This window comes from Micromonospora sp. NPDC005324 (assembly GCF_040607155.1).
In the GTDB taxonomy this organism is placed as follows: Bacteria; Actinomycetota; Actinomycetes; order Mycobacteriales; family Micromonosporaceae; genus Micromonospora; species Micromonospora trifolii.
Genome location: NZ_JBEXGE010000011.1, coordinates 102,015 through 121,221 on the forward strand (window position 1 = coordinate 102,015; position 19,207 = coordinate 121,221).

17 protein-coding genes and 2 pseudogenes are annotated in these 19,207 nt (G+C 71.6%); 8 read left to right on the plus strand and 11 right to left on the minus strand.

What is annotated here, in order from left to right; genetic code table 11:
- The first annotated feature begins 61 nt into the window (after positions 1-61).
- From ABZS40_RS14385 to ABZS40_RS14395, 3 genes are all read left to right on the plus strand, one after another.
- Complete coding sequence (locus ABZS40_RS14385) at positions 62-514, plus strand: SCP2 sterol-binding domain-containing protein (protein WP_354943727.1); 453 nt, start codon at positions 62-64, stop codon at positions 512-514.
- A gap of 1 nt (position 515) precedes the next feature.
- Complete coding sequence (locus ABZS40_RS14390) at positions 516-1,730, plus strand: acyl-CoA dehydrogenase family protein (protein ID WP_354943728.1); 1,215 nt, start codon at positions 516-518, stop codon at positions 1,728-1,730.
- A 183-nt stretch (positions 1,731-1,913) separates the two neighbouring features.
- A complete protein-coding gene (locus ABZS40_RS14395; RefSeq protein ID WP_354943729.1) occupies positions 1,914-3,476 on the plus strand; it encodes an AMP-binding protein in 1,563 nt (520 codons plus the stop codon).
- Positions 3,477-3,495: 19 nt separating this feature from the next.
- On the opposite strand, the gene ABZS40_RS14400 is transcribed toward ABZS40_RS14395, so the two are convergent.
- The 6 genes and pseudogenes from ABZS40_RS14400 to ABZS40_RS14425 form a co-directional block, all read right to left on the minus strand.
- Positions 3,496-4,287, minus strand: a complete 792-nt coding sequence (locus ABZS40_RS14400; RefSeq protein ID WP_354943730.1) for a hypothetical protein — start codon at positions 4,285-4,287, stop codon at positions 3,496-3,498.
- A complete protein-coding gene (locus ABZS40_RS14405) occupies positions 4,280-4,801 on the minus strand; it encodes a SigE family RNA polymerase sigma factor (protein WP_354943731.1) in 522 nt (173 codons plus the stop codon). Before ABZS40_RS14405 ends, ABZS40_RS14400 begins: the two co-directional genes overlap by 8 nt.
- Before the next feature lie 61 nt (positions 4,802-4,862).
- Positions 4,863-6,113 carry a phosphoribosylamine--glycine ligase gene (gene purD / locus ABZS40_RS14410; protein ID WP_354943732.1) on the minus strand — a complete coding sequence of 417 codons (1,251 nt, stop codon included), beginning with the start codon at positions 6,111-6,113 and terminating at the stop codon, positions 4,863-4,865.
- Between the two features lie 93 nt (positions 6,114-6,206).
- Positions 6,207-6,776: a DUF559 domain-containing protein gene (locus tag ABZS40_RS14415; RefSeq protein WP_354943809.1), complete on the minus strand. Its 570-nt coding sequence runs from the start codon at positions 6,774-6,776 to the stop codon at positions 6,207-6,209.
- 228 nt (positions 6,777-7,004) lie between these two features.
- A pseudogene (locus tag ABZS40_RS14420) lies at positions 7,005-7,163 on the minus strand (type IV toxin-antitoxin system AbiEi family antitoxin domain-containing protein); the annotation flags it as partial.
- Between the two features lie 166 nt (positions 7,164-7,329).
- Positions 7,330-8,619, minus strand: coding sequence for an adenylosuccinate synthase (locus tag ABZS40_RS14425; RefSeq protein ID WP_354943733.1), 1,290 nt, complete (start codon positions 8,617-8,619; stop codon positions 7,330-7,332).
- 124 nt (positions 8,620-8,743) lie between these two features.
- Between ABZS40_RS14425 and ABZS40_RS14430 the strand changes: the two genes are divergently transcribed.
- Complete coding sequence (locus ABZS40_RS14430) at positions 8,744-9,817, plus strand: diacylglycerol kinase family protein (RefSeq protein WP_354943734.1); 1,074 nt, start codon at positions 8,744-8,746, stop codon at positions 9,815-9,817.
- 91 nt (positions 9,818-9,908) lie between these two features.
- The gene (locus tag ABZS40_RS14435; RefSeq protein ID WP_354943735.1) at positions 9,909-12,347 is read left to right on the plus strand and encodes a chromosome partitioning protein; all 2,439 of its coding nucleotides are present in this window, start codon (positions 9,909-9,911) and stop codon (positions 12,345-12,347) included.
- Positions 12,348-12,396: 49 nt separating this feature from the next.
- Here ABZS40_RS14435 and ABZS40_RS14440 read toward each other — a convergent pair whose 3' ends face one another.
- Complete coding sequence (locus tag ABZS40_RS14440) at positions 12,397-12,825, minus strand: DUF3151 domain-containing protein (protein ID WP_354943736.1); 429 nt, start codon at positions 12,823-12,825, stop codon at positions 12,397-12,399.
- A 249-nt stretch (positions 12,826-13,074) separates the two neighbouring features.
- On the opposite strand from ABZS40_RS14440, the gene ABZS40_RS14445 reads away from it, so the two are divergent.
- Positions 13,075-14,268, plus strand: a complete 1,194-nt coding sequence (locus ABZS40_RS14445) for a hypothetical protein (protein WP_354943737.1) — start codon at positions 13,075-13,077, stop codon at positions 14,266-14,268.
- Positions 14,269-14,319: 51 nt separating this feature from the next.
- Here ABZS40_RS14445 and fbaA read toward each other — a convergent pair whose 3' ends face one another.
- Both fbaA and ABZS40_RS14455 read right to left on the minus strand, forming a co-directional pair.
- Positions 14,320-15,345, minus strand: coding sequence for a class II fructose-bisphosphate aldolase (gene fbaA / locus ABZS40_RS14450; RefSeq protein ID WP_354943738.1), 1,026 nt, complete (start codon positions 15,343-15,345; stop codon positions 14,320-14,322).
- Between the two features lie 136 nt (positions 15,346-15,481).
- Complete coding sequence (locus ABZS40_RS14455; protein WP_238677616.1) at positions 15,482-15,865, minus strand: phage holin family protein; 384 nt, start codon at positions 15,863-15,865, stop codon at positions 15,482-15,484.
- Between the two features lie 123 nt (positions 15,866-15,988).
- Between ABZS40_RS14455 and ABZS40_RS14460 the strand changes: the two genes are divergently transcribed.
- Both ABZS40_RS14460 and ABZS40_RS14465 read left to right on the plus strand, forming a co-directional pair.
- Positions 15,989-16,201, plus strand: a complete 213-nt coding sequence (locus ABZS40_RS14460; RefSeq protein ID WP_354943739.1) for a hypothetical protein — start codon at positions 15,989-15,991, stop codon at positions 16,199-16,201.
- 44 nt (positions 16,202-16,245) lie between these two features.
- Positions 16,246-17,817: an LPXTG cell wall anchor domain-containing protein gene (locus ABZS40_RS14465; RefSeq protein ID WP_354943740.1), complete on the plus strand. Its 1,572-nt coding sequence runs from the start codon at positions 16,246-16,248 to the stop codon at positions 17,815-17,817.
- A gap of 74 nt (positions 17,818-17,891) precedes the next feature.
- On the opposite strand, the gene ABZS40_RS14470 is transcribed toward ABZS40_RS14465, so the two are convergent.
- Together ABZS40_RS14470 and ABZS40_RS14475 are read right to left on the minus strand one after the other, a co-directional pair.
- A complete protein-coding gene (locus ABZS40_RS14470; RefSeq protein WP_354943741.1) occupies positions 17,892-18,782 on the minus strand; it encodes an LCP family protein in 891 nt (296 codons plus the stop codon).
- Positions 18,783-18,951: 169 nt separating this feature from the next.
- Positions 18,952-19,035: pseudogene (locus tag ABZS40_RS14475) on the minus strand (SigE family RNA polymerase sigma factor); the annotation flags it as partial.
- Positions 19,036-19,207 lie beyond the last annotated feature (172 nt).

Here is a 19,207-nt window from a genome sequence, read left to right on the forward strand (position 1 = left end):
AGCATACCTACTCGTGCGTAAGGTTACGCGCGAGTAGCCAATCTTCCGGAAGGCGCACCTGATGACTGACTTCGACCCGGCCACCTTCGCCAACGTGGGCCCCAAGGAGTTCGCCCAGCTGGTCAAGTCCACCCCGGACGACAAGATCGCCCAGGTGATGTCCGGCGACCTGCGCGGCAAGGTCCTGGGCGAGGTGTTCGGCCGGATGCCGTCGCTGTTCCGCGCGGACCGGGCCGGCTCCACCAACGCGGTCATCCACTGGATCATCACCGGTCGCCCCGACGGCGGCAGCGACACCTACGAGGTGGCCATCGCCGACGGCACCTGCGTCGTGAACGAGACCCCGCAGCACGACCCGAAGCTGAGCCTCACCATGGGCCCGGTCGAGTTCCTGAAGATCGTCTCCGGTGGCGCCAACCCGGTGATGATGTTCATGACCGGCAAGTTGAAGGCGAAGGGCGACCTCGGCCTCGCCGCCAACATCGCCAACCTGTTCGACATCCCCAAGGCCTGACATGGCTGAGTTCTCGCTCGACCTGAACGAGGAACAGCGGGATCTACGCGACTGGGTGCACGGCTTCGCCGCCGAGGTCGTGCGCCCGGCCGCCGCCGAGTGGGACGAGCGCGAGGACACCCCGTGGCCGGTGATCCAGGAAGCCGCCAAGGTCGGCCTCTACGGCTTCGAGTTCCTCGCCACCTGCTGGGCCGACCCGACCGGGCTCTCCCTGCCGATCGCCAGCGAGGAACTCTTCTGGGGTGACGCCGGCATCGGCATGAGCATCTTCGGCACCTCGCTCGCCGTCGCCGCCATCTACGGCGCCGGCACCCCGGACCAGATGGTCGAGTGGGTGCCGCAGTGCTTCGGCGACGTCGACTCGCCGGCCGTCGCCGCGTTCTGCAGCAGCGAGCCGGAAGCCGGCTCCGACGTCAGCGCGATGCGCACCCGGGCCGTCTACGACGAGGCCACCGACGAGTGGGTGCTCACCGGCCAGAAGGCGTACGCCACAAACGGCGGAATCGCCGGAGTGCACGTGGTCACCGCCTCCGTCGACCCCGCGCTCGGCTCCCGCGGCCAGGCGGCGTTCGTCGTACCGCCGGGCACCCCCGGCCTGGCCGCCACCCGCAAGCTGCGCAAACTCGGCCTCCGCGCGTCACACACCGCGGACGTCTTCCTCGACGGGGTACGCGTCCCCGGCCGCTGCCTGCTCGGCGGACGGGACGCCCTGCTGGCACGCCTGGACCGGGCCCGCTCCGGTCAGCGGGCCACTGGACAGGCCGCGATGCGCACCTTCGAGCTGTCCCGACCCACCGTCGGCGCCCAGGCGCTCGGCGTGGCCCGGGCCGCCTACGAATACTCCCTGGACTACGCGAAGGACCGGGTCCAGTTCGGACGCCCGATCATCGAGAACCAGGCGGTCGCGTTCGCGCTGGCCGACATGCGGATGGAGATCGACGCGGCGCGGCTGCTGGTCTGGCGGGCCTCGTGGATGGGCCGCAACAACCGCCCGTTCACCGCCGGCGAAGGGTCGATGTCCAAGCTCAAGGCCGGCGAGGTGGCCGTGTCGGTCACCGAGAAGGCCGTGCAACTGCTCGGCGGAGCCGGCTTCCTGCGTGACCACCCGGTCGAGCGCTGGTACCGGGACGCCAAGATCTACACCATCTTCGAGGGCACCTCGGAAATCCAACGACTGGTCATCTCCCGGGCGATCTCCGGGATGCAGATCCGCTGAGTCCTCGGTCCGGCTCCTCTCACAGGGGGCCGGGCCAGGCTCCACGATCTGTGCCGTCTTCATCACTCCTCGCCGACGCCAACTGGGCCTTCAGCCGCGCCCAGTGCATGATCAAGGAAAGAAGCCCTGACGGACGGGCCGGCGACCGCCCCGTCCGCGCACCACCCCGAGGAGGTCTGCGGCATGGACCTGCCGTTCATCGTTGCCACGCTGACCCGTCGCGGGCTGCTCACCCCCGGCAGCCCGGTCCGGGTCGCCTCGCAGCTCAACGCGGTGCGGACGTGGGGATGGAGCCTGGCGGGCGAGCTACGCCAAGCAGCCGCCCGGGACCCGGGCCGTCCCGCCGTCATCGATGAGAACGGCGTCGAGCTGACCTACCACGACCTGCTCGACAGGGCCGAACGGATGGCCCGCTCGATGCGGGCCGGGCTCGGCGTACAGGCCGGCGACCGGATCGGCGTGCTGTGCCGCAACCACAACGGGCTGATCGAGACGATCGTCGCCGCCACCCTGCTCGGCGTCGACGCGGTACTGGTCAACACCGGGCTCAGCGCCGCCCAGCTGGGCACCGTTGCCGAGGAGCAGCGGCTGCGGCTCCTCGTGCACGACGACGAGTTCGCCGAGCGGGTCCTCGGCCTCCCCGCCGAGCTGCCCCGGCTCGACGAACGCGCCCGCGAGGAGTTGGTGGCCGGAGCACTGCCTGGTGACCTGCACCCGCCCGAGCGCGACGGCCGGATCATCGTGCTCACCTCCGGCACCACCGGCACGCCCAAGGGCGCTCGCCGACCGACGCCCAGCGGCTTCGGCCCACTGGTGTCCATCATCGACCGTATTCCCCTGCACGCCCGGGACCGGGTGATGATCGCCGCGCCGATCTTCCACACCTGGGGATTCGCCGCCCTCCAGGTCTGCCTGGCACTACGGGCCACCATCGTGCTGCACCGCCGCTTCGACCCGGCCGCCACGCTCGCCGCTCTGAGCGCGCACCGGTGCAACGCGCTCTTCGCCGTACCGGTGATGATGCAGCGGCTGCTGGAGGTGCCCCCGCCGGACCCCCGCCCCCCGCTCACTGTCGTCGCGGTCAGCGGCTCCGCCCTGCCCGGCGGGCTGGCCCCGAAGTTCATGGACGTCTACGGCGACGTCCTCTACAACCTCTACGGCTCCACCGAGGTTTCCTGGGCCTCCATCGCCGGCCCGCAGGACCTGCGTCAGGCACCCACCACCGCTGGTCGTCCGCCGCACGGCACCCGGCTGGAGCTGCTCGACGACGACGGCCAGGCCGTACCCGACGGACGGGTCGGGCGGATCTTCGTCGGCAACGAGATGCTCTTCGAGGGCTACACCTCCGGTGCCAGCCGGGAAACCCACGACGGCCTGCTCGACACCGGCGACCTCGGCCGACTCAACGCCGACGGGCTGCTCTTCGTCGACGGCCGCGCGGACGACATGATCGTCTCTGGCGGCGAAAATGTCTTCCCGTCCGAGGTGGAGGACCTGCTCGCGCAACTACCGCAGGTCCGCGAGGCCGCCGTGATCGGCGTGCCCGACCCCGAGTACGGCCAGCGCCTCTCCGCGTTCCTCGCCCTGCATCCCGGCGAGACCCTCGACCCCGAGGCGGTTCGCGAGTACGTCCGGCACTTCCTGGCCCGGTTCAGCGTCCCCCGGGACGTGGTCTTCGTGAAGTACCTGCCCCGCAACGCCACCGGCAAGGTGCTCACCCGGGAACTGCGCCGCTACTACGGCTGACCGTGACCAACCGTGTCGCTCACTCGTAGAGGCTGAAAGCCGGCCACCGGCCGATGGTCACCAACTGGTCCATGGACAGCAACAGCTCGTCCACCGACGCGCCGGGCTGGACCAGACCGACCCCCACCGCCGTCGAGTCGGGGCGCAGCACCATCGCAGAGCGGCGGCTGGTGCCCGCCGCCGGGTCGACCTCGGTGCCCAACGCCATCTGGGTGCCGTCCGGGAGCTGATCTGTTGAGCAGTCTTCCATTGGAAGCTTGACGAGCCTGCAGGCAGGCACCGCCCCGAGGCTCGGATTCAGCCTGATGGCCAGATCGCCACGAACGCCATCCCGGGACAGCTTGACCGTCACCCGGTACTCGTACCCCGTCACCGTGCGCTCGTACGACAGCTGCGGCAGCGGACACCCGGGCACCCCCGAATCGACAGTCAGGTCCCGAGGCAGGTTGACGCTCAGGGCGTCGCGCAGCGCCACGGTCAGCCGGACCGCCGCGGCGGCCGGCTGCTCCGACGGGAACGGGGGCGCCGAGCCGTACCGCTCGAACGGTTGCACGGGCCCGCTGGGAGACGCGTTCAGCCCCGCACAGAGCGACGGGCCGGTGTTCGCCGTCGGCTCCCGCGAGTTCCGATACGGCCCGGTGACCAGTGTCGACGTCAGTGCGATCACCGCCACCGCCACCCCGGAGCCGGTCAACGCCCACGCCCGGTGCTGGCGGCGGCGCCGGTCGGCCAGGATCAGTTCGTCCACGTCGATCCGAGTCGGCGGCGCCTGGGCTACCGCCGCACGCAGCTGGTCGTAGAGCTCATCCATCGTTGCGTACCTCCTCGACTCGATCCGGCATCGGGGCGAGGCGGGCTCTCATCGCCTCGATGCCACGCGCCGACTGGCTCTTGACGGTGCCTGGAGTGCAGCCGAGTTCCCGCGCGGTCTCCTCGACGGACAGGTCGCAGAAGTAGCGCAGCACGAGGACCGCGCGGCGGCGCGGCGGCAGCTCGGCCAGCAGAGCGAGAAGAGTCAGCCGGTCAGCCGCGCCGTCGGTGCCGGTGGCCGCGACCGGGCGATCGGGCACCTCGGCCCAGGCGGCCTCCCGCCGCCAGGGCCGACGCCGCTCGTCCAGCCAGACCCGCAGCAGGATCCGCCTGGCGTACGCGTCCGGGTTGTCCATGACGGACACCCGCGACCAGTGCCGGAGCACCTTGACCAGCGTCGCCGACACCAGATCGTCCGCCGTGTGCCAGTCACCGCAGAGCAGGTACGCCGTGCGGCGCAACGGCTCCAGCCGCGCACCGACGTAGTCGCGGTAACCCTCGACATCGACCGGCATTCCGGCCACCCCCTCGTCTCACCGGTCAAACGGCGGCGGGACGGCCGGGGGTTGCCTGAGTTCAGCCAGGAATCGTGATCCGATCCTCGATCGCGGCGGCGGCGATGTCGGTGCGGTGCTGCGAGCCGGCCAGCTCCACCCCGTCCACCAGCGCGTACGCGGCGTCGCGCGCGGCGGCCAGGTCGGCGCCGGTGGCCGTACCGCAGAGGACCCGGCCGCCGGCGGAGAGCAACGCGCCGTCGCCGGCCCGGCGGGCGGTGCCCGCGTGGATGATGCCCGGACGCTCCGCGCCGGTGATCACGTCGCCGGTGCGCGGCGCCGCCGGGTAACCCGCCGAGGCGAGCACAACGGTCACGGCGCTGCCGTCGCGCCACAGCAGCGGCGGGTGCTCGGCCAACGAGCCGGTGGCCGCCGCGTGCAGCAGCCCACCCAACGGGGTCTCCAGCAACGCGAGCACCACCTGCGTCTCCGGGTCACCGAAGCGCGCGTTGAACTCGATCACCCGAGGGCCGGCGGCGGTGATCGCGAGCCCGACGTAGAGCAGGCCGGCGAACGGGGTGCCCCGGCGACGCATCTCCGCGAGCGTCGGGTGGACAACATCGCGCATGACGTCGTCGACCAGGCCGGACGGGGCCCAGGCCAGTGGCGCGTACGCCCCCATGCCGCCGGTGTTCGGCCCGGTGTCGCCGTCGCCGAGCCGCTTGAAGTCCTGTGCCGGCACCAACGGCAGCGCCGCCTCGCCGTCGGTGACCACGAAGAGGCTGACCTCCGGGCCGTCGAGGAACTCCTCGACCACGACACGTCCACACTCGTTGGCGTGTGCCAGCGCGGCGGCCCGGTCGTCGGTCACCACCACTCCCTTGCCGGCGGCGAGCCCGTCGTCCTTCACCACGTACGGCGCGCCGAACTCGTCCAGCGCCCGAGCGGTGCTCTCCTCGTCCGTGCAGACGTACGCCCGGGCGGTCGGCACGCCGGCGGCGGTCATCACATCCTTGGCGAACGCCTTGGAGCCCTCCAGCTGCGCTGCCGCACCGGATGGACCGAACACGGCGATGCCCTTGGCGCGTACCGCATCGGCGACCCCGGCGACCAGTGGCGCCTCGGGCCCGACCACCACCAGGTCGGCCGCCACCTCCACGGCCAACGCGGCCACCGCGGCCGGGTCTGAGGCATTGACGGCCCGCAACTCAGCCACGCCAGCGATCCCCGGATTACCCGGCGCCGCAAAGAGCGCGGAAACCTCCGAGTCGCCAATCAACCCGAGCGCAAGCGCATGCTCCCGCCCACCACCACCCACCAGAAGAACCCGCACGCCCGAGATCCTACTGTCCCCCTCCCCCGTAGGGCCTCGGTGATCAAGAGGTTTGCGTCAGCGGTGGGCTCGTTCTTGACGGAAGCCTCTTGATCATCTCCGCTGGGCGTCCGCAACCGCGATCGCTTGGCGGACCGTGTGGGGGATGTAGGTGGGGTGGAGGGTGTCCTGCCAGGTGAAACGGAGGATGGTCCAGCCGGCGTTGACCAGGCGATTCTGGCGACGGCGGTCGGCGTACGCGGCCTCCGGGGTGTCATGCGCGTCCCGGCCGTCCGCTTCGGCGATCAGCCTTGGGCCGCGCCAGCCCAGGTCGCCAATGCCGAGCAGATAGCCGTCATTGTCGCGCACCTCCAACTGCAGCGTGTCCGGCGGCACCCGGCCGTCTACGCACCGCAGCCGGCTACGCGTCTCCAGCGGCGACTGCGCCCGCCCGTCCGCTTCGGCGAGACAGGCGCGTGCCATGACCGCGCCCCGACGTCCCCGGATCAGGTTCGGAATGGCCGCCAGATGTGCCGGCTCGATGCAGCCCTGGTTCAGGGCTGAGTCGAGGACAGAAACCGCTGGATAACGATCAACCCGAAGGATGACGTCCGAGACGGTGCGAAGCGGAGAGGTCGCCGGGATGCCCGCAACCTGGACGATGTCGCCGGGGCCGACGGTCACCTGATGCACCGTCAACCACGGCACCAGGGAGCGCTGAGCTCGGGGTCGCTCGACTGGCACCGAGACGTGGACCTGTGCTGTCCGGCGAAGACCCGCGATGCCGTGCAACTCCAACGCGGAGTCCAGAACAGCGAAGGCGCCTGGGCCGAGGCTGGCGACCGCAGCGCGGATTCGCGCCCGCCGACGCGTCGAATCACCTAACTCCGCCTCTGGAACGAAGCACCCACGGAGAACCCGCTGCCACCTGCCGGAACGGTGCAACTGTCGGATCTGGTCCCTGGTCAGGCCGGCACGCAACGCCTGGTCCAGGGTGACCATGCCGTCCTGCCGGGCCGCAATGTGGCGAAGAAGTTGATGTGCACCCACACCCACACCCTGCCCACCCACCCCACCCGAGCGAAGCCCCTGTGGACAACCCTCGAACCCCTGTGGATAACCCCACCGCCCGCCTCGGTGATCAAGAGCTTTACGTCAACCTCGCCGGGAGATCTGACGCAAACTTCTTGATCACCGAGGCGATCGTGCGGGGCTAAGGCGGTGGGGTGGGGTGGGGTTAGGGGAGGAGGGGGTGGAGGACCACGTTTTCTTCTCGGCCTGGGCCTACCCCTACGACGCTGACCTTCGTGTTGCAGAGTTCTTCGACCCTCGCGATGTAGCGGCGGGCGTTCTCCGGGAGGTCGGCGATGGTGCGGGCCTTGGTGATGTCCTCCCACCAGCCGTCGAGTTCCTCGAAGACGGGCTTGGCGTGGTGGAAGTCCGTCTGGCTCATCGGCATGTCGTCGACCCGGACGCCGTTGATCTCGTAGCCGACGCAGATCGGCACCTTGGGCAGGCCGGTGAGCACGTCCAGCTTGGTGATGACCAGGTCGGTGACGCCGTTGAGGCGGCAGGCGTACCGGGCGACGACCGCATCGAACCACCCGCACCGGCGCTCCCGCCCGGTGGTGGTGCCGTACTCCGCGCCGATCTTGCGCAGGTGGTCACCGTTGGCGTCGAACAGCTCGGTCGGGAACGGCCCGGCACCCACCCGCGTGGTGTACGCCTTGCTCACCGCGATGACCTTGTTGATCGCGGTCGGCGGGATGCCCGCGCCCACGCAGGCGCCACCGGCGGTCGGGTTGGACGAGGTCACGAAGGGGTAGGTGCCGTGGTCCATGTCGAGCATGGTGGCCTGGGCACCTTCCAGCAGCACCGTCTCGCCCCGGTCCAGGGCGTCCCAGAGCATCGCCCGGGTCTCCGCGATGTACGGCTTGAGCCGCTCCGCGTACGCCAGGTACTCCTCGACGGTGGCCTCAAGGTCGATCGCCTTGCGGTTGTACACCTTGAACAGGATCTGGTTCTTCTCGCGCAGCGCGAGTTCCAGCTTCTTGCGCAGGATGCCCGGGTCGAGCAGGTCCTGGAGGCGGATGCCGATCCGGGCGACCTTGTCGCCGTACGCCGGGCCGATGCCGCGGCCGGTGGTGCCGATCCGGGACGAGCCGAGGTAGCGCTCGATGACCCGGTCCAGCGCCCGGTGGTGCGGCATGATCAGGTGCGCGTCACCGGAGATCCGCAGCCGGGACACGTCGACGCCGCGCTCCGCCAGGCCGTCGATCTCGGCGAGCAGCACCTTCGGGTCGACCACCACACCGTTGCCGATGACGATCATCGCGTTCGGTGAGAGCGCGCCGGACGGCATCAGGTGCAGCGCGTACTTCTGGCCGTCCGGGGTGATCACCGTGTGCCCGGCGTTGTTGCCGCCGGAGTAGCGCACGACGTAGTCGACCCGCTCACCCAGCAGGTCGGTAACCTTGCCCTTGCCCTCGTCGCCCCACTGAGCGCCGATGAGCACGATCGCTGGCATCTTTTCCGCCTCCAGAAGGCTCGGGTGCCAGGTGGCGACCGCTCGGCGAGCCCGGGGTGTCAGGTTAACAAGTAGTGACGGCGCGGCCGGCAGGGGTCGCGTCGAGAGGCAGGAGGCTCCTTCCGTGTACGACGTGGTGCTGCTCACCCTCGGTTCGGAGCGGGACGCTCCCGGGGGCTGTGGCAGCGGCGGGGCCTGCTGCGGCGGCGCGACCGGGGCCGACACCGCCCCGACGAGCCAGACCGACACCGGCCGGGCCAACACCGACCAGGCCAACAGCAACCAGGCCAGCAGCGGCCAGACCGATACCGAGCAGTGCGCGACGGAGCGGCCACGGGTGCCGGTGCTGGCGTGCGCCGACGCGCTGAACGCCCGGGGCGCCCGGGTGGAGACGGTCACCGCCCGCTCCGACGCGGAGATCGACGCGGTGTTGGCCCGGCTCGACGGTCCGGCCCGCCCGGACGGCCTCACCTGGCCGGACCCGGACAGCAAGATCCGGCTGGTCGTCGCCACGGCCAGCGACGGGCAGTTGCGCGCCGTGCTGCGCCGGCTGGTCAAGCGGTACGCCCCGGCGCCGAGCAAGCGCCCGGCAGACCTGCCCGGCAACCGGACCCTGCCCGACCTGCCGCCGGTGGCCGTACTCCCGCTCGACCCGGCTCGTGGCGGCACCCACCGGGACCTGGCCGCGCAGCTCGGGCTGCCCCGCGACCCGGCGGCGGTGGCCGCCGCGGTGCTGGACGGCACGCCGCGTCGGCTGGACCTGCTGCGCAACGACGGCGGCTCGGTGACCCTGGACGGCGCGCTCCTCGGCGCGGCCGACGACGCCGGCCGGCCACTGCACTGGCGCGCCCGGGTGGAGGTCGACGACACCATTCTCACCGACGGTGAGGAACCGCTGCTGGCCTGCGCGGTCGGCAACGCCGGCGGGTACGCGACGCTCAACGACGTGACGCTGCTGACCGCGCCGGACCCGGCCGACGGCCAGGTCGAGGTCGCGGTGGCCGTGCCGGTGGTCGTCCGCTCGGGGTGGGGGCGCAAGCGGGTACGCCTCGAAGTTCGGCGGGCCCGTGGGCGGGCGGTGTCGGTGCTGCCCAGGGAGGGCAAGGTGCCGTACCTCGACGATGGTGTCGAGGGCGAGCTGACCCGCAAGCGTTCCTGGTGGGTCGAGCCGGGCGCCTGGGCGGTCTGGTCGATCTGACGCGACCGCACCGACCGGCCGAGCTGCCTGCACCGATCGGCCCTGTTGGGCGATTGGGCCTATCCTCGCAGGAGGACTGGGGAGGGCCGTAATGGACGAGAACGCCGACCGGGCGCAGGTGCCCGGCCAGCAGCCGGTGCCGGAGCGGGACGTCGAACCACTCTGGCCACCAGATCCGGGCGACCGGGGCGCGGTGCCGCCGTGGGCTGCGGTGGCCGAGCAGCGGGGTGGGTCGTCGTCGGTCACGCCACCGGTCACGCCACCGGTGGCCGCGCCGCCGACCGGGCGACCGCCGGTCCCCGGCCAGCCCGGCGCTGCGGCCCAGTCGCCGCCCTCGCCGTCGGACTACCCGTCGCTCACCGGCGCCGTCCCGGCGCCCGGGGGGTGGGGGGTCAGCGGCCCGTCCGGCCCCGGGTCGGGTTGGGCGCCGGCGCAGCCGAGTTGGCCGCCACCGACCGCCCCGGCCGCTGCGTCACCGCCGCCCGCTCCGCCGGCGACCGACGCCCAACCGACGCCGCCGGCGACCGGCCCGAGGAGCAACGGCGGTCCAGCCGTCCCCGGCATCCCCGCTGCCGCCGCGGCAGCGAGCACCACATCCGCGCCGAGGGACGGCCGGTCCGCCGCGAGCGACGCGGGCAGTGCCGCACCCGACGCGGCCAGTCAGGCCGGCGAAGCGACTCAGGTGCAGCCCGGCGACAGGGGTCCGACCGCCACGCCGATCGCCACGGGCGGCGTCGACCTGAACCTGCCGTTCACCCTGGACCACCCGACCGTCGCCGACCGCCCCACCGCAGCGGCACCCGCCGACCGCCCCACCACGCCCGTAGGCACCGACCGGCCCGTCCCTGCCGCCGCCACCGCGTCCGCCGCCAGCCCGAGCGCCACCGACAGCCCGACGGCCGCCGGCCCCGCACCGGCCGACTCCCCGGCCGCAGCCCTCGCCGCAGCCGAGCCGGCACCGCAACCTGGCGGGCCGACACCACAGACTGGTGGTCCGGCACCGCAGCCCGGCGGGACCGCGCCGCAGGCTGGAGGGCCGACACCTCAGCCTGGCGGGCCGGCACCTCAGCCTGGCCAGCCGGTGCAGCAGGCGGGCGGGCCCGGTGCGGACGGGTCCGCCGACGGGCCGGCGCGGCCGATCGCCGAGTCGCCGTGGGCGTACCCGCCGCAACGCCCGGCTGGAGCGACCACGCCCGCTCAGGACGAGGCCGGCACCACGCCTCCGATTCCGCCTCCGCCTCCGCCTCCGCCTCCGATCGTCCCGCACGCCGGTCCCGCGCAGGCACACCCCGGGCAGCCGTTCATCCCCGGCCAGGCCGGCCCGGCGCAGATTCCGCCGCCGCCCGACGTGACGCAGTTCAGCAGTCCGCCGCACGGCCTCGCCGCGCCGCAGCACGATCCGGGGCAGGCCGGGCCGGTGACCCCACCGCCCGGGCCGTTCCCACCTTCGCCGGGTTGGTACCCGCCGCCCTGGCAGCAGGGCTCGCCCGGCGGCACGCCCGGGCAGCCGTACCAGGAGGCCGACGGGGTGACCCGGGTGCCGACTCCCGCGTACCCGGACGCGGCCGCGTACCCGGATGCGAGCTGGACGCCGGACACCACCGTCGCGCCGACCGCCGAGGACTTCGCCCGACGCCGCCAGGTTCGACCCGCCGACCCGGTGGCGACAATGGGTGTACGCGCGGTGGTCAACAAGATGGGCCTCCTCCGGCTCTCTCCGGGGCGGCACGAGCAGGAACTCAAGCGGGACATCGAGATGGTCCGCCGCAACTTCGGCGGTCTGCGGCAGGTCACAGTGGTCAACCCGAAGGGCGGCGCCGGTAAGACGGTGGCCATCCTGCTGCTCGCTATGACGTTCGGTCAGAAGCGCGGCGGCTACGTGCTGGCCTGGGACAACAACGAGACCCAGGGCACCCTCGGGATGCGCGCCCAACAGGACTTCCACTCCCGCACGGTGCGGGACATGCTGCGTGATCTCGGGCAGTTCCAGGGCGCGCACGGGCGGGTCGGCGACCTGTCGCAGTACGTCCGCTCGCAGGGCGAGGGGATGTTCGACGTCCTGGCCTCGGACGAGTCGGCCACCGGTGGCGAGATGTTGACAGCGGCCGCGTTCGCCGAGATCCGTGAGGTGGTCAGCCGGTTCTACAAGTTGATCTTCGTGGACACCGGGAACAACGTCCGGGCGCAGAACTGGCAGGCGTCGATGGACGCCACCGACCAGTTGGTGGTCACCATGTCGGCCCGTAACGACTCCGCCGAGACCGCCGCCCGGATGCTCGACCACCTGGAGCAGAGCGGCCGGCAACGGCTGGTCCGTCAGGCCGTGACGGTGGTGTCGATGCCGCCGTCCCGCAAGGAGATCGACCTGCCGGCCATCCAGGAGCACTTCGCGGCCCGCACCCGGGCGGTGCTGCTGGCCCCGTACGAGCGGCTCATCGACAGCGGCGAGCCGATCCGGTACGGCGGGCTCTCCTCGGCCACCCGGGACGCCTGGCTGAAGATCGCCGCCGCGGTCGCCGAAGGGTTGTAACCGACCGACCGACGGCCGGCCCGGTGTCGGGCCGGCCGTCGGGGCGGGGTCAGTTGCTCGCCAGCGCGTCCGCCGCTTCCGGGTCGCAGTCGCGCAGGAACTGGGCACAGCGGGCCGCCTCGTCAGCCTCGCCGATCTCGTCGGCGGCCCGGGACAGCACGTACAGGCAGCGGAGGAAGCCGCGGTTGGGCTCGTGCGACCAGGGCACCGGGCCGTGCCCCTTCCAACCACTGCGGCGCAGCTGGTCGAGGCCCCGGTGGTAGCCGGTGCGGGCGTACGCGTACGCCGTCACCACCTGGCCCTGCGCGAACGCCCGCGCCGCAAGCTCCGCCCAGGCCGCGCTGTAGGTCGGGAAGCCGGCCGCCACGTTGGCGTACGCCTCATCGGTGCCGGCCTCGTCGGCGGCGGCCAGGGCGGCGTCGGCCTCGTCGGTCACGGGCAGGCGGGTGGCCGGTGGCTCTGGCAAAAGGTTCTGCATCGCCCCATTCAACCCGCTGGACAGGGCGACACGCGAGCGGGTCGGCCGACGTGTCCCGCTGAACGGCTGAGGAGTTGGTCACGCCTGCGGCCTATGCCGCTGCCTGGTGTTTTCCACTACAACTAATGGTCCGGAGCCTCCCCAGGAACCGGTTATGCAGGAGCCCGGTGGCCACGACCACCGGGCTCCTGTCGGTTCCACCCCTGGCCCGAGGTTTGACCGGCCCCGGCGGAGGGGCAGGATGGCCGGGTGCCGACCCCACCTCCCGCGGACGTCATCGAGCCGCACCTGCACGCCGGTGAGATCCAGACCCGGGCCGAGTTCGACCACCAGCTGACCACGGGTCGGCTGACCGGGCTGACCGTGCAGGGCCTGCGGCTCGACCTCGCGCCGGTGCCCGACCTGACCAGCGTCGACGTCGCCGGCACCCTCTTCGTCGGTTGCCGGTTCGCGTCCCGGGACGTGGGTGCCGACCTGGTCCGGCGCGGCGCGAACGTGGTGCCGCCGTTCTCGGGGTTGCCGTACCCGACCCAGCCGACGCACCTCTACGCCCCGGACGACCTGGCCGCCGGGTTCGCCGAGGGCGGGTTCACCGGGATGTACGACACCCGGGTGTACGACCACTATCGAGCGCACGGCGGCGCGCTGCCGGACGTCAAGGAGGCGCTGGGTCAGCGGCTGCACGACCACGGCGTGGACAACGCGTTGGCCGACGCCACCCGGGTCTGGCTGACCGCGTACGGGCCGCAGTCGGTGGTGGGCATCATGGGCGGGCACGCGGTGCGGCGCGGCAGTCCCGCGTACCGGATGGCGGCCGTGCTGGGTTGGGAGCTGGCGCGGGCCGACCGGCTGGTGGTGACCGGCGGCGGCCCGGGTGTGATGGAGGCCGCGAACCTCGGCGCCTACCTGGCGGACCGGCCGGCGACCGACGTGACGGCCGCTATCGACCTGCTGGCCACCGCCCCCGACTTCACCGACCACCACCGGTACACGGCGACCGCGTTGACGGTCCGGCAGCGGTACGCGGCGGTGCCCCGGCAACGTGGCGACGATCTGGGCTGGGCGCGTGCGGGTGGTCTGGCCATTCCGACCTGGCTGTACGGGCACGAGCCGGCGAACCTGTTCGCCGGGCGGATCGCGAAGTACTTCTCGAACGCGATCCGGGAGGACACCATCCTGCGCCTCGCCCGGGGCGGCATCGTCTTCGCGCCGGGGCGGGCGGGAACTGTGCAGGAGGTCTTCCAGGCGGCCACCAAGACCTACTACGGCACCGACGGCGCCAGCGGGGCGTACATCTTCCTGGACCGCGCCTACTGGACCACCGAACTGCCGGTGGAGGCGCTGTTGCGCCCGCTGCTGGCCGCTTCCCCGTCCGGTGACCTGTCGTCGACGATCCACCTCACCGACGACGTTCGCGAGGCCGTGCGCCTGCTGACGACCTGACGACGACGGCCGGCTCCCCCTGCGGGGCGCCGGCCGTCGGGTGGGACGTCGTTACCTGGTCATCGTGGTGCCGGTCGAGCGCAGGTGCTCGCAGGCCTCGACGACCCGGGCGGCCAGGCCGGCCTCGGCGGCCTTGCCCCAGGCGCGCGGGTCGTACTGCTTCTTGTTGCCGACCTCGCCGTCGATCTTCAGCACGCCGTCGTAGTTGCGGAGCATGTGGTCCGCGACGGGGCGCGTGAAGGCGTACTGGGTGTCGGTGTCGATGTTCATCTTCACCACGCCGTAGTCCAGGGCCTCGCGGATCTCGCTCAGCAGGGAGCCCGAGCCGCCGTGGAAGACCAGGCTGAGCGGCTTGTCCTTGCCGTACTTGGCGCCGACGGCGTCCTGGATCTGCTGGAGGATCTCCGGACGGAGCTTGACGTTGCCCGGCTTGTAGACGCCGTGCACGTTGCCGAAGGTCAGCGCCGCCATGTAGCGGCCCTTCTCGCCGAGGCCGAGCGCCTCGACCATGGCCAGACCGTCATCGGTGGTGGTGTAGAGCTTGTCGTTGATGGCGTTCTCGACGCCGTCCTCCTCGCCACCGACGACGCCAACCTCGATCTCAAGGACGATCTTGGCCTTGGCGGCCTCGTCGAGCAGCTGCGCGGCGATCTGCAGGTTCTCCGCCACCGGCACGGCCGAACCGTCCCACATGTGCGACTGGTACAGCGGCTCCTCGCCGCGCTTCACCCGCTCCTGCGAGATGCCCATCAGCGGACGCACGAACCCGTCCAGCTTGTCCTTCGGGCAGTGGTCGGTGTGCAGGGCGATGTTCACCGAATACTTCTTGGCGACCTCGTGCGCGTACGCGGCGAACGCCACCGCGCCGGTGACCATGTCCTTGATCGACGGGCCGGAGAGGTATTCGGCGCCACCGGTGGAGACCTGGATGATGCCGTCGCTCTCCGCGTCGGCGAAGCCCTTGAGCGCCGCGTTCAGCGTCTGGGAGGAGGTCACGTTGATCGCGGGGTACGCGTACCGGCCAGCCTTGGCGCGGTCCAGCATCTCCGCGTAGGCCTCGGGGGAAGCGATGGGCATGTGATGTGCTCCTTACTTACCACTCTCGGCCGTGCTGGCCGCTGTTCTTCATTTGTGCGCCGGACCGCGCTGTCCTCCGCCCGGAAGTATCCCGTAGGTGAGGTGCGCCGGAGCAACCGACCCGGGTGCTATCCGTTCACCGCCGGTCCAGGTTGTCCGGCACGATGACGCTGATCAACCAGGTCACCACTGTCATCACGATGGCTCCCCAGAACGCCGGCCAGAATCCGTCCACCTGGAACGGCAGGTCGAGCCCGCTGGCGATCCGGTCGGTGAGCAGGAACAGCAACGCGTTGACCACCAGCGCGAACAGGCCCAGGGTCAGCAGGTAGAACACACAGCCGACGACCCGGATCACCGGCTTGAGCACCGCGTTGATCACGCCGAAGATCAGCGCCACCACGATCAGGGTGAGGACGGTGTTGCCACCCGAGCGACCGTGCACGTCGACCCCGGGAACGATCAGCGTGGTTATCCACAACGCGACAGCGGTGATCGCCAGTCTGATGAGGAAGCCCACGGCACCATCCTGGCACCGGGTCGCGTCGCCGAGGGCTGATTCCGCCTACTCCGCTTCCGGGCGGTGCGCCGGCCCAACCCGTACGGTGGTGGAAGCCATGCCCCGAGACCCCCGGGAGGGATGATGGGTCAGCCCGACGAGGACTTCACCCCCGGCGACCACCTCGCGCCCGACGAACGCGACCCCGAGGCGGACCCGGCCGACGCGGTCGAGCAGGCCACTGTCGCCGGCCCGGACGACGTCGACAGTGAGCCGCACCGCGGCCTGGAGGTCGACGACTGGGACGCGATGGAGCAGGCCCGGGTGGTCACCGGGGACGAGGACGACTACCGCTGATTCCGTCGCGACGAGCGCCACCTGTACCCCACGGGAGGACCCCCATGCTCAAGCACTCGCTGCGCTGGCTGACCGGGCTCGGCGCCGCTGGCGCGTTGATCGTCGTCTCCGCCGCCCCCGCCGTCGCCGCACCCACGATCGAGCCCTACTTCCAGGACGCCACTCTGGCCATCGGTTCGGAGGCGACCATCCGCGGCCTGTTGCTGCACGCCGACGAGCCGACGGTCCTCAGCGACGTCTCCGTGCGGTACGACTACCGCCCCCTGGCCGACAAGCTCACTGTGACTCCTGCGGACGGCCAGAAGTGCACAGCGCCGGAGCCGGGCGTTCTGGTCTGCGCGGAGCCCTCCGATGTCACCCTGTACGAGGTGCCGCCGCTCAGCAGCGGGATCTACCGCAACGGGGCCAAGCGGGTGAACCTCGGCCTCACCGACGATGCGCAGCTCGGCGACTCCGGCGACGTCGCTGTCAGCTTCCAGGCGGCCGGCGGGCGGCGCGGCAGCTACACCTCACACGTCCGGGTCGGTGAGGGGGTCGACCTGGCCGGCGGGCCGTTCACCGACCTCTCCGCCAAGCCGGGTGGAAAGTTCACGGTGCCGCTGGTGGTGGTCAACGCCGGCGACAAGGTAATCAATGGATTCGTGGCGGTCTTCGACCTCCCCTACTCGATCCGCACCAAGGACCGGTTCAGCAACTGCCGCTACGCCGACGACCACCTGGTCTCCTGCCAGTTCGACGTGGACATCCCGCTGGGCACCGGGCTCGCCACCACGCTGAACCTCGAACTCGTCAGGGACACCTACGCGCCGGCCAACCACTCCGGCTACGCCCAGTTCATGACCACTGCCGACTTCGAGGACCTGACCCGGGTACGGGCGGCCGTCGGCGCACGAGCGGGCACTCCCGGCAGCGGCCCGAAACTGACTCTGGCCGAGGCACCCGCCAGCGTGCGGCAGGCCGACCAGACCGATGTCGGCCCGGGCTACGACTACACCGGGTGGACCACCAGGGCCACCGGCAAGAACGGCACCGACCTCGCGGCGATCGGCGCCACGCTCAAGGGTACGGCCGGCGCCGTCGTCACGGCGACCGTCGGCTTCCGGAACAACGGCCCGGCAACGCTCGACGGGACGAACGGAGACTTCGAGGCCGCCACCCACACCGACGTCGAGCTACCGCCGGGCACCACCGCCGTCGAGGTCCCCGACAACTGCTGGTTGCGGCAGAACACCACCCGCACGTACCTGTGCGCCTCGGAGATGCTCCTGGTGGCCGGGCAGACCTACACCACTACGTTCCGGCTGCGTATCGACAAGGTCATCCCTAACGCCCGGGGAGCGGTGCGGGTCAACGCGCCGTGCGAGTGCCCCGCCGGCGGAGGCTTCCAGGACGACATCAAGCCGGCCAACGACACTGCCACCATCGTGGTCAACGCGGCCCAGGGCGGCGGCGGCCAGGGCGACGGCGACGGTGGCGGTGGCGGTGGCGGTGGTGGTTCGCTGCCGATCACCGGCGCCCCCACCAACCTGATCGCCGGCATCGGGGCCCTGCTGCTCGTCACCGGTGTGGGCGGCTACCTGCTCGCCCGACGCCGGAGCACCGACTTCGTCGCCTGATCCGATCCGCTCCCGACCGACGCCCCGCCGACCCGTACCGGGCCGGCGGGGCGTCGTCGTGATGTCCTCGTCCGTCACCGGATGGGATTGACCTGCTCCGGGTGTTGCGCCACCCACTGCGCCAACCGATCCTCGCGCAGCGCGGCGAGGAACTCCGGGCCCCGCTTCGGGTCCAGCGGCAGCCGCGAAGCGTTGCCCGCCGGGGGGCCGACCGGCAGGCTGAGCCCCACCGGGTCGACGGTCTTCAGCTCGGGTAGCACCGCCACCAGCCTGGTCAGCGGCAGGCCGTCGTCGTCGACCGCCAGCCCCGTGCCGGCGGCCGACAGCAGCGCGGTGAGTCGGACCGGATTGGTCAGCACGTCCTGGGCGACCGCCCGCCGGACCAGCCCGGCGACGTAGCGCTGGGCGTTACGGTCCCGGTCGGAGGCGCCGTCGGGCAGGTACCGCCGTTGCCGCAGCAGCTCGACGGAGGCATCCCCGTCGAGCAGGTGACAGCCGGCCGGAAAGACCCGGCGGGTGTGCCAGGACCGAACCTCCTTCGGTAGGCACACCTCCACCCCGTCAACCGCCTCGGTGGTCCGGCGCAGTCCGGCAAAGGTCAGCACCGCGCCGGCGTCGACGCGTACCCCGGTCAGGTCGGCGACCACCCGGCGGGTCAGGTCGTAGCCGGCGTCCAGGTCGGGCCGGGGTTCGCCGGCACCGGTGTAGAACGCGCTGTTGAGCTTCCCGACACCCCGGCCGGGGATCGAGACCTCCAGGTCGCGCGGCAACGAGATGAGGTACGGCCGGCTCCGGTCTGCCGGGATGTGCACCAGCAGGACGGAGTCCGCCAATCGGTACGACGGTTGCTCGCCGAAGCCGTCCACACCGACCAGCAGGACGTTCAGCGCCCCGGACTGCGCACCAGCCGGTTGGCCGGACAGCGGCGGGCCCTCCACCGGTCGATCGGGGCGCAGTTGCGGCACCCCGACTCCGAGCGCGGCGAGCAGGGCGAGCGTGACACCGGCGGCCTGGAACCGCTGCCGGCGGCGACGGCGGACGGCGGCGATCCGGTCGATCGCGACCCGCAGCGGGCCAGTCGACGTACTGGTTTGTGAGCATCCGGCGTACGTAACGCTCGGGCGAGTCCGCGCGGGCGACCCGACGCCAGTTGAGCTGGACCCGGACCATCGTCTCCTGGACCAGATCCTGAGCCTGGTGCGGTTCGCCGGTCAACATGACCGCGTACCGCAGTAGCGGGGCCAGCCGCGTGTCCGCGAACTCCTCGTATGTCACTGCACCTCCCGGGGGCTCCTGCCTCAGATGACGGAAGCGGACCGACCGAACATTGCGGTGACTCTGATCAACCTTTTGGTTCGTCTTGCTCAGCGGGCGGCTTTGGGGGCTGCAG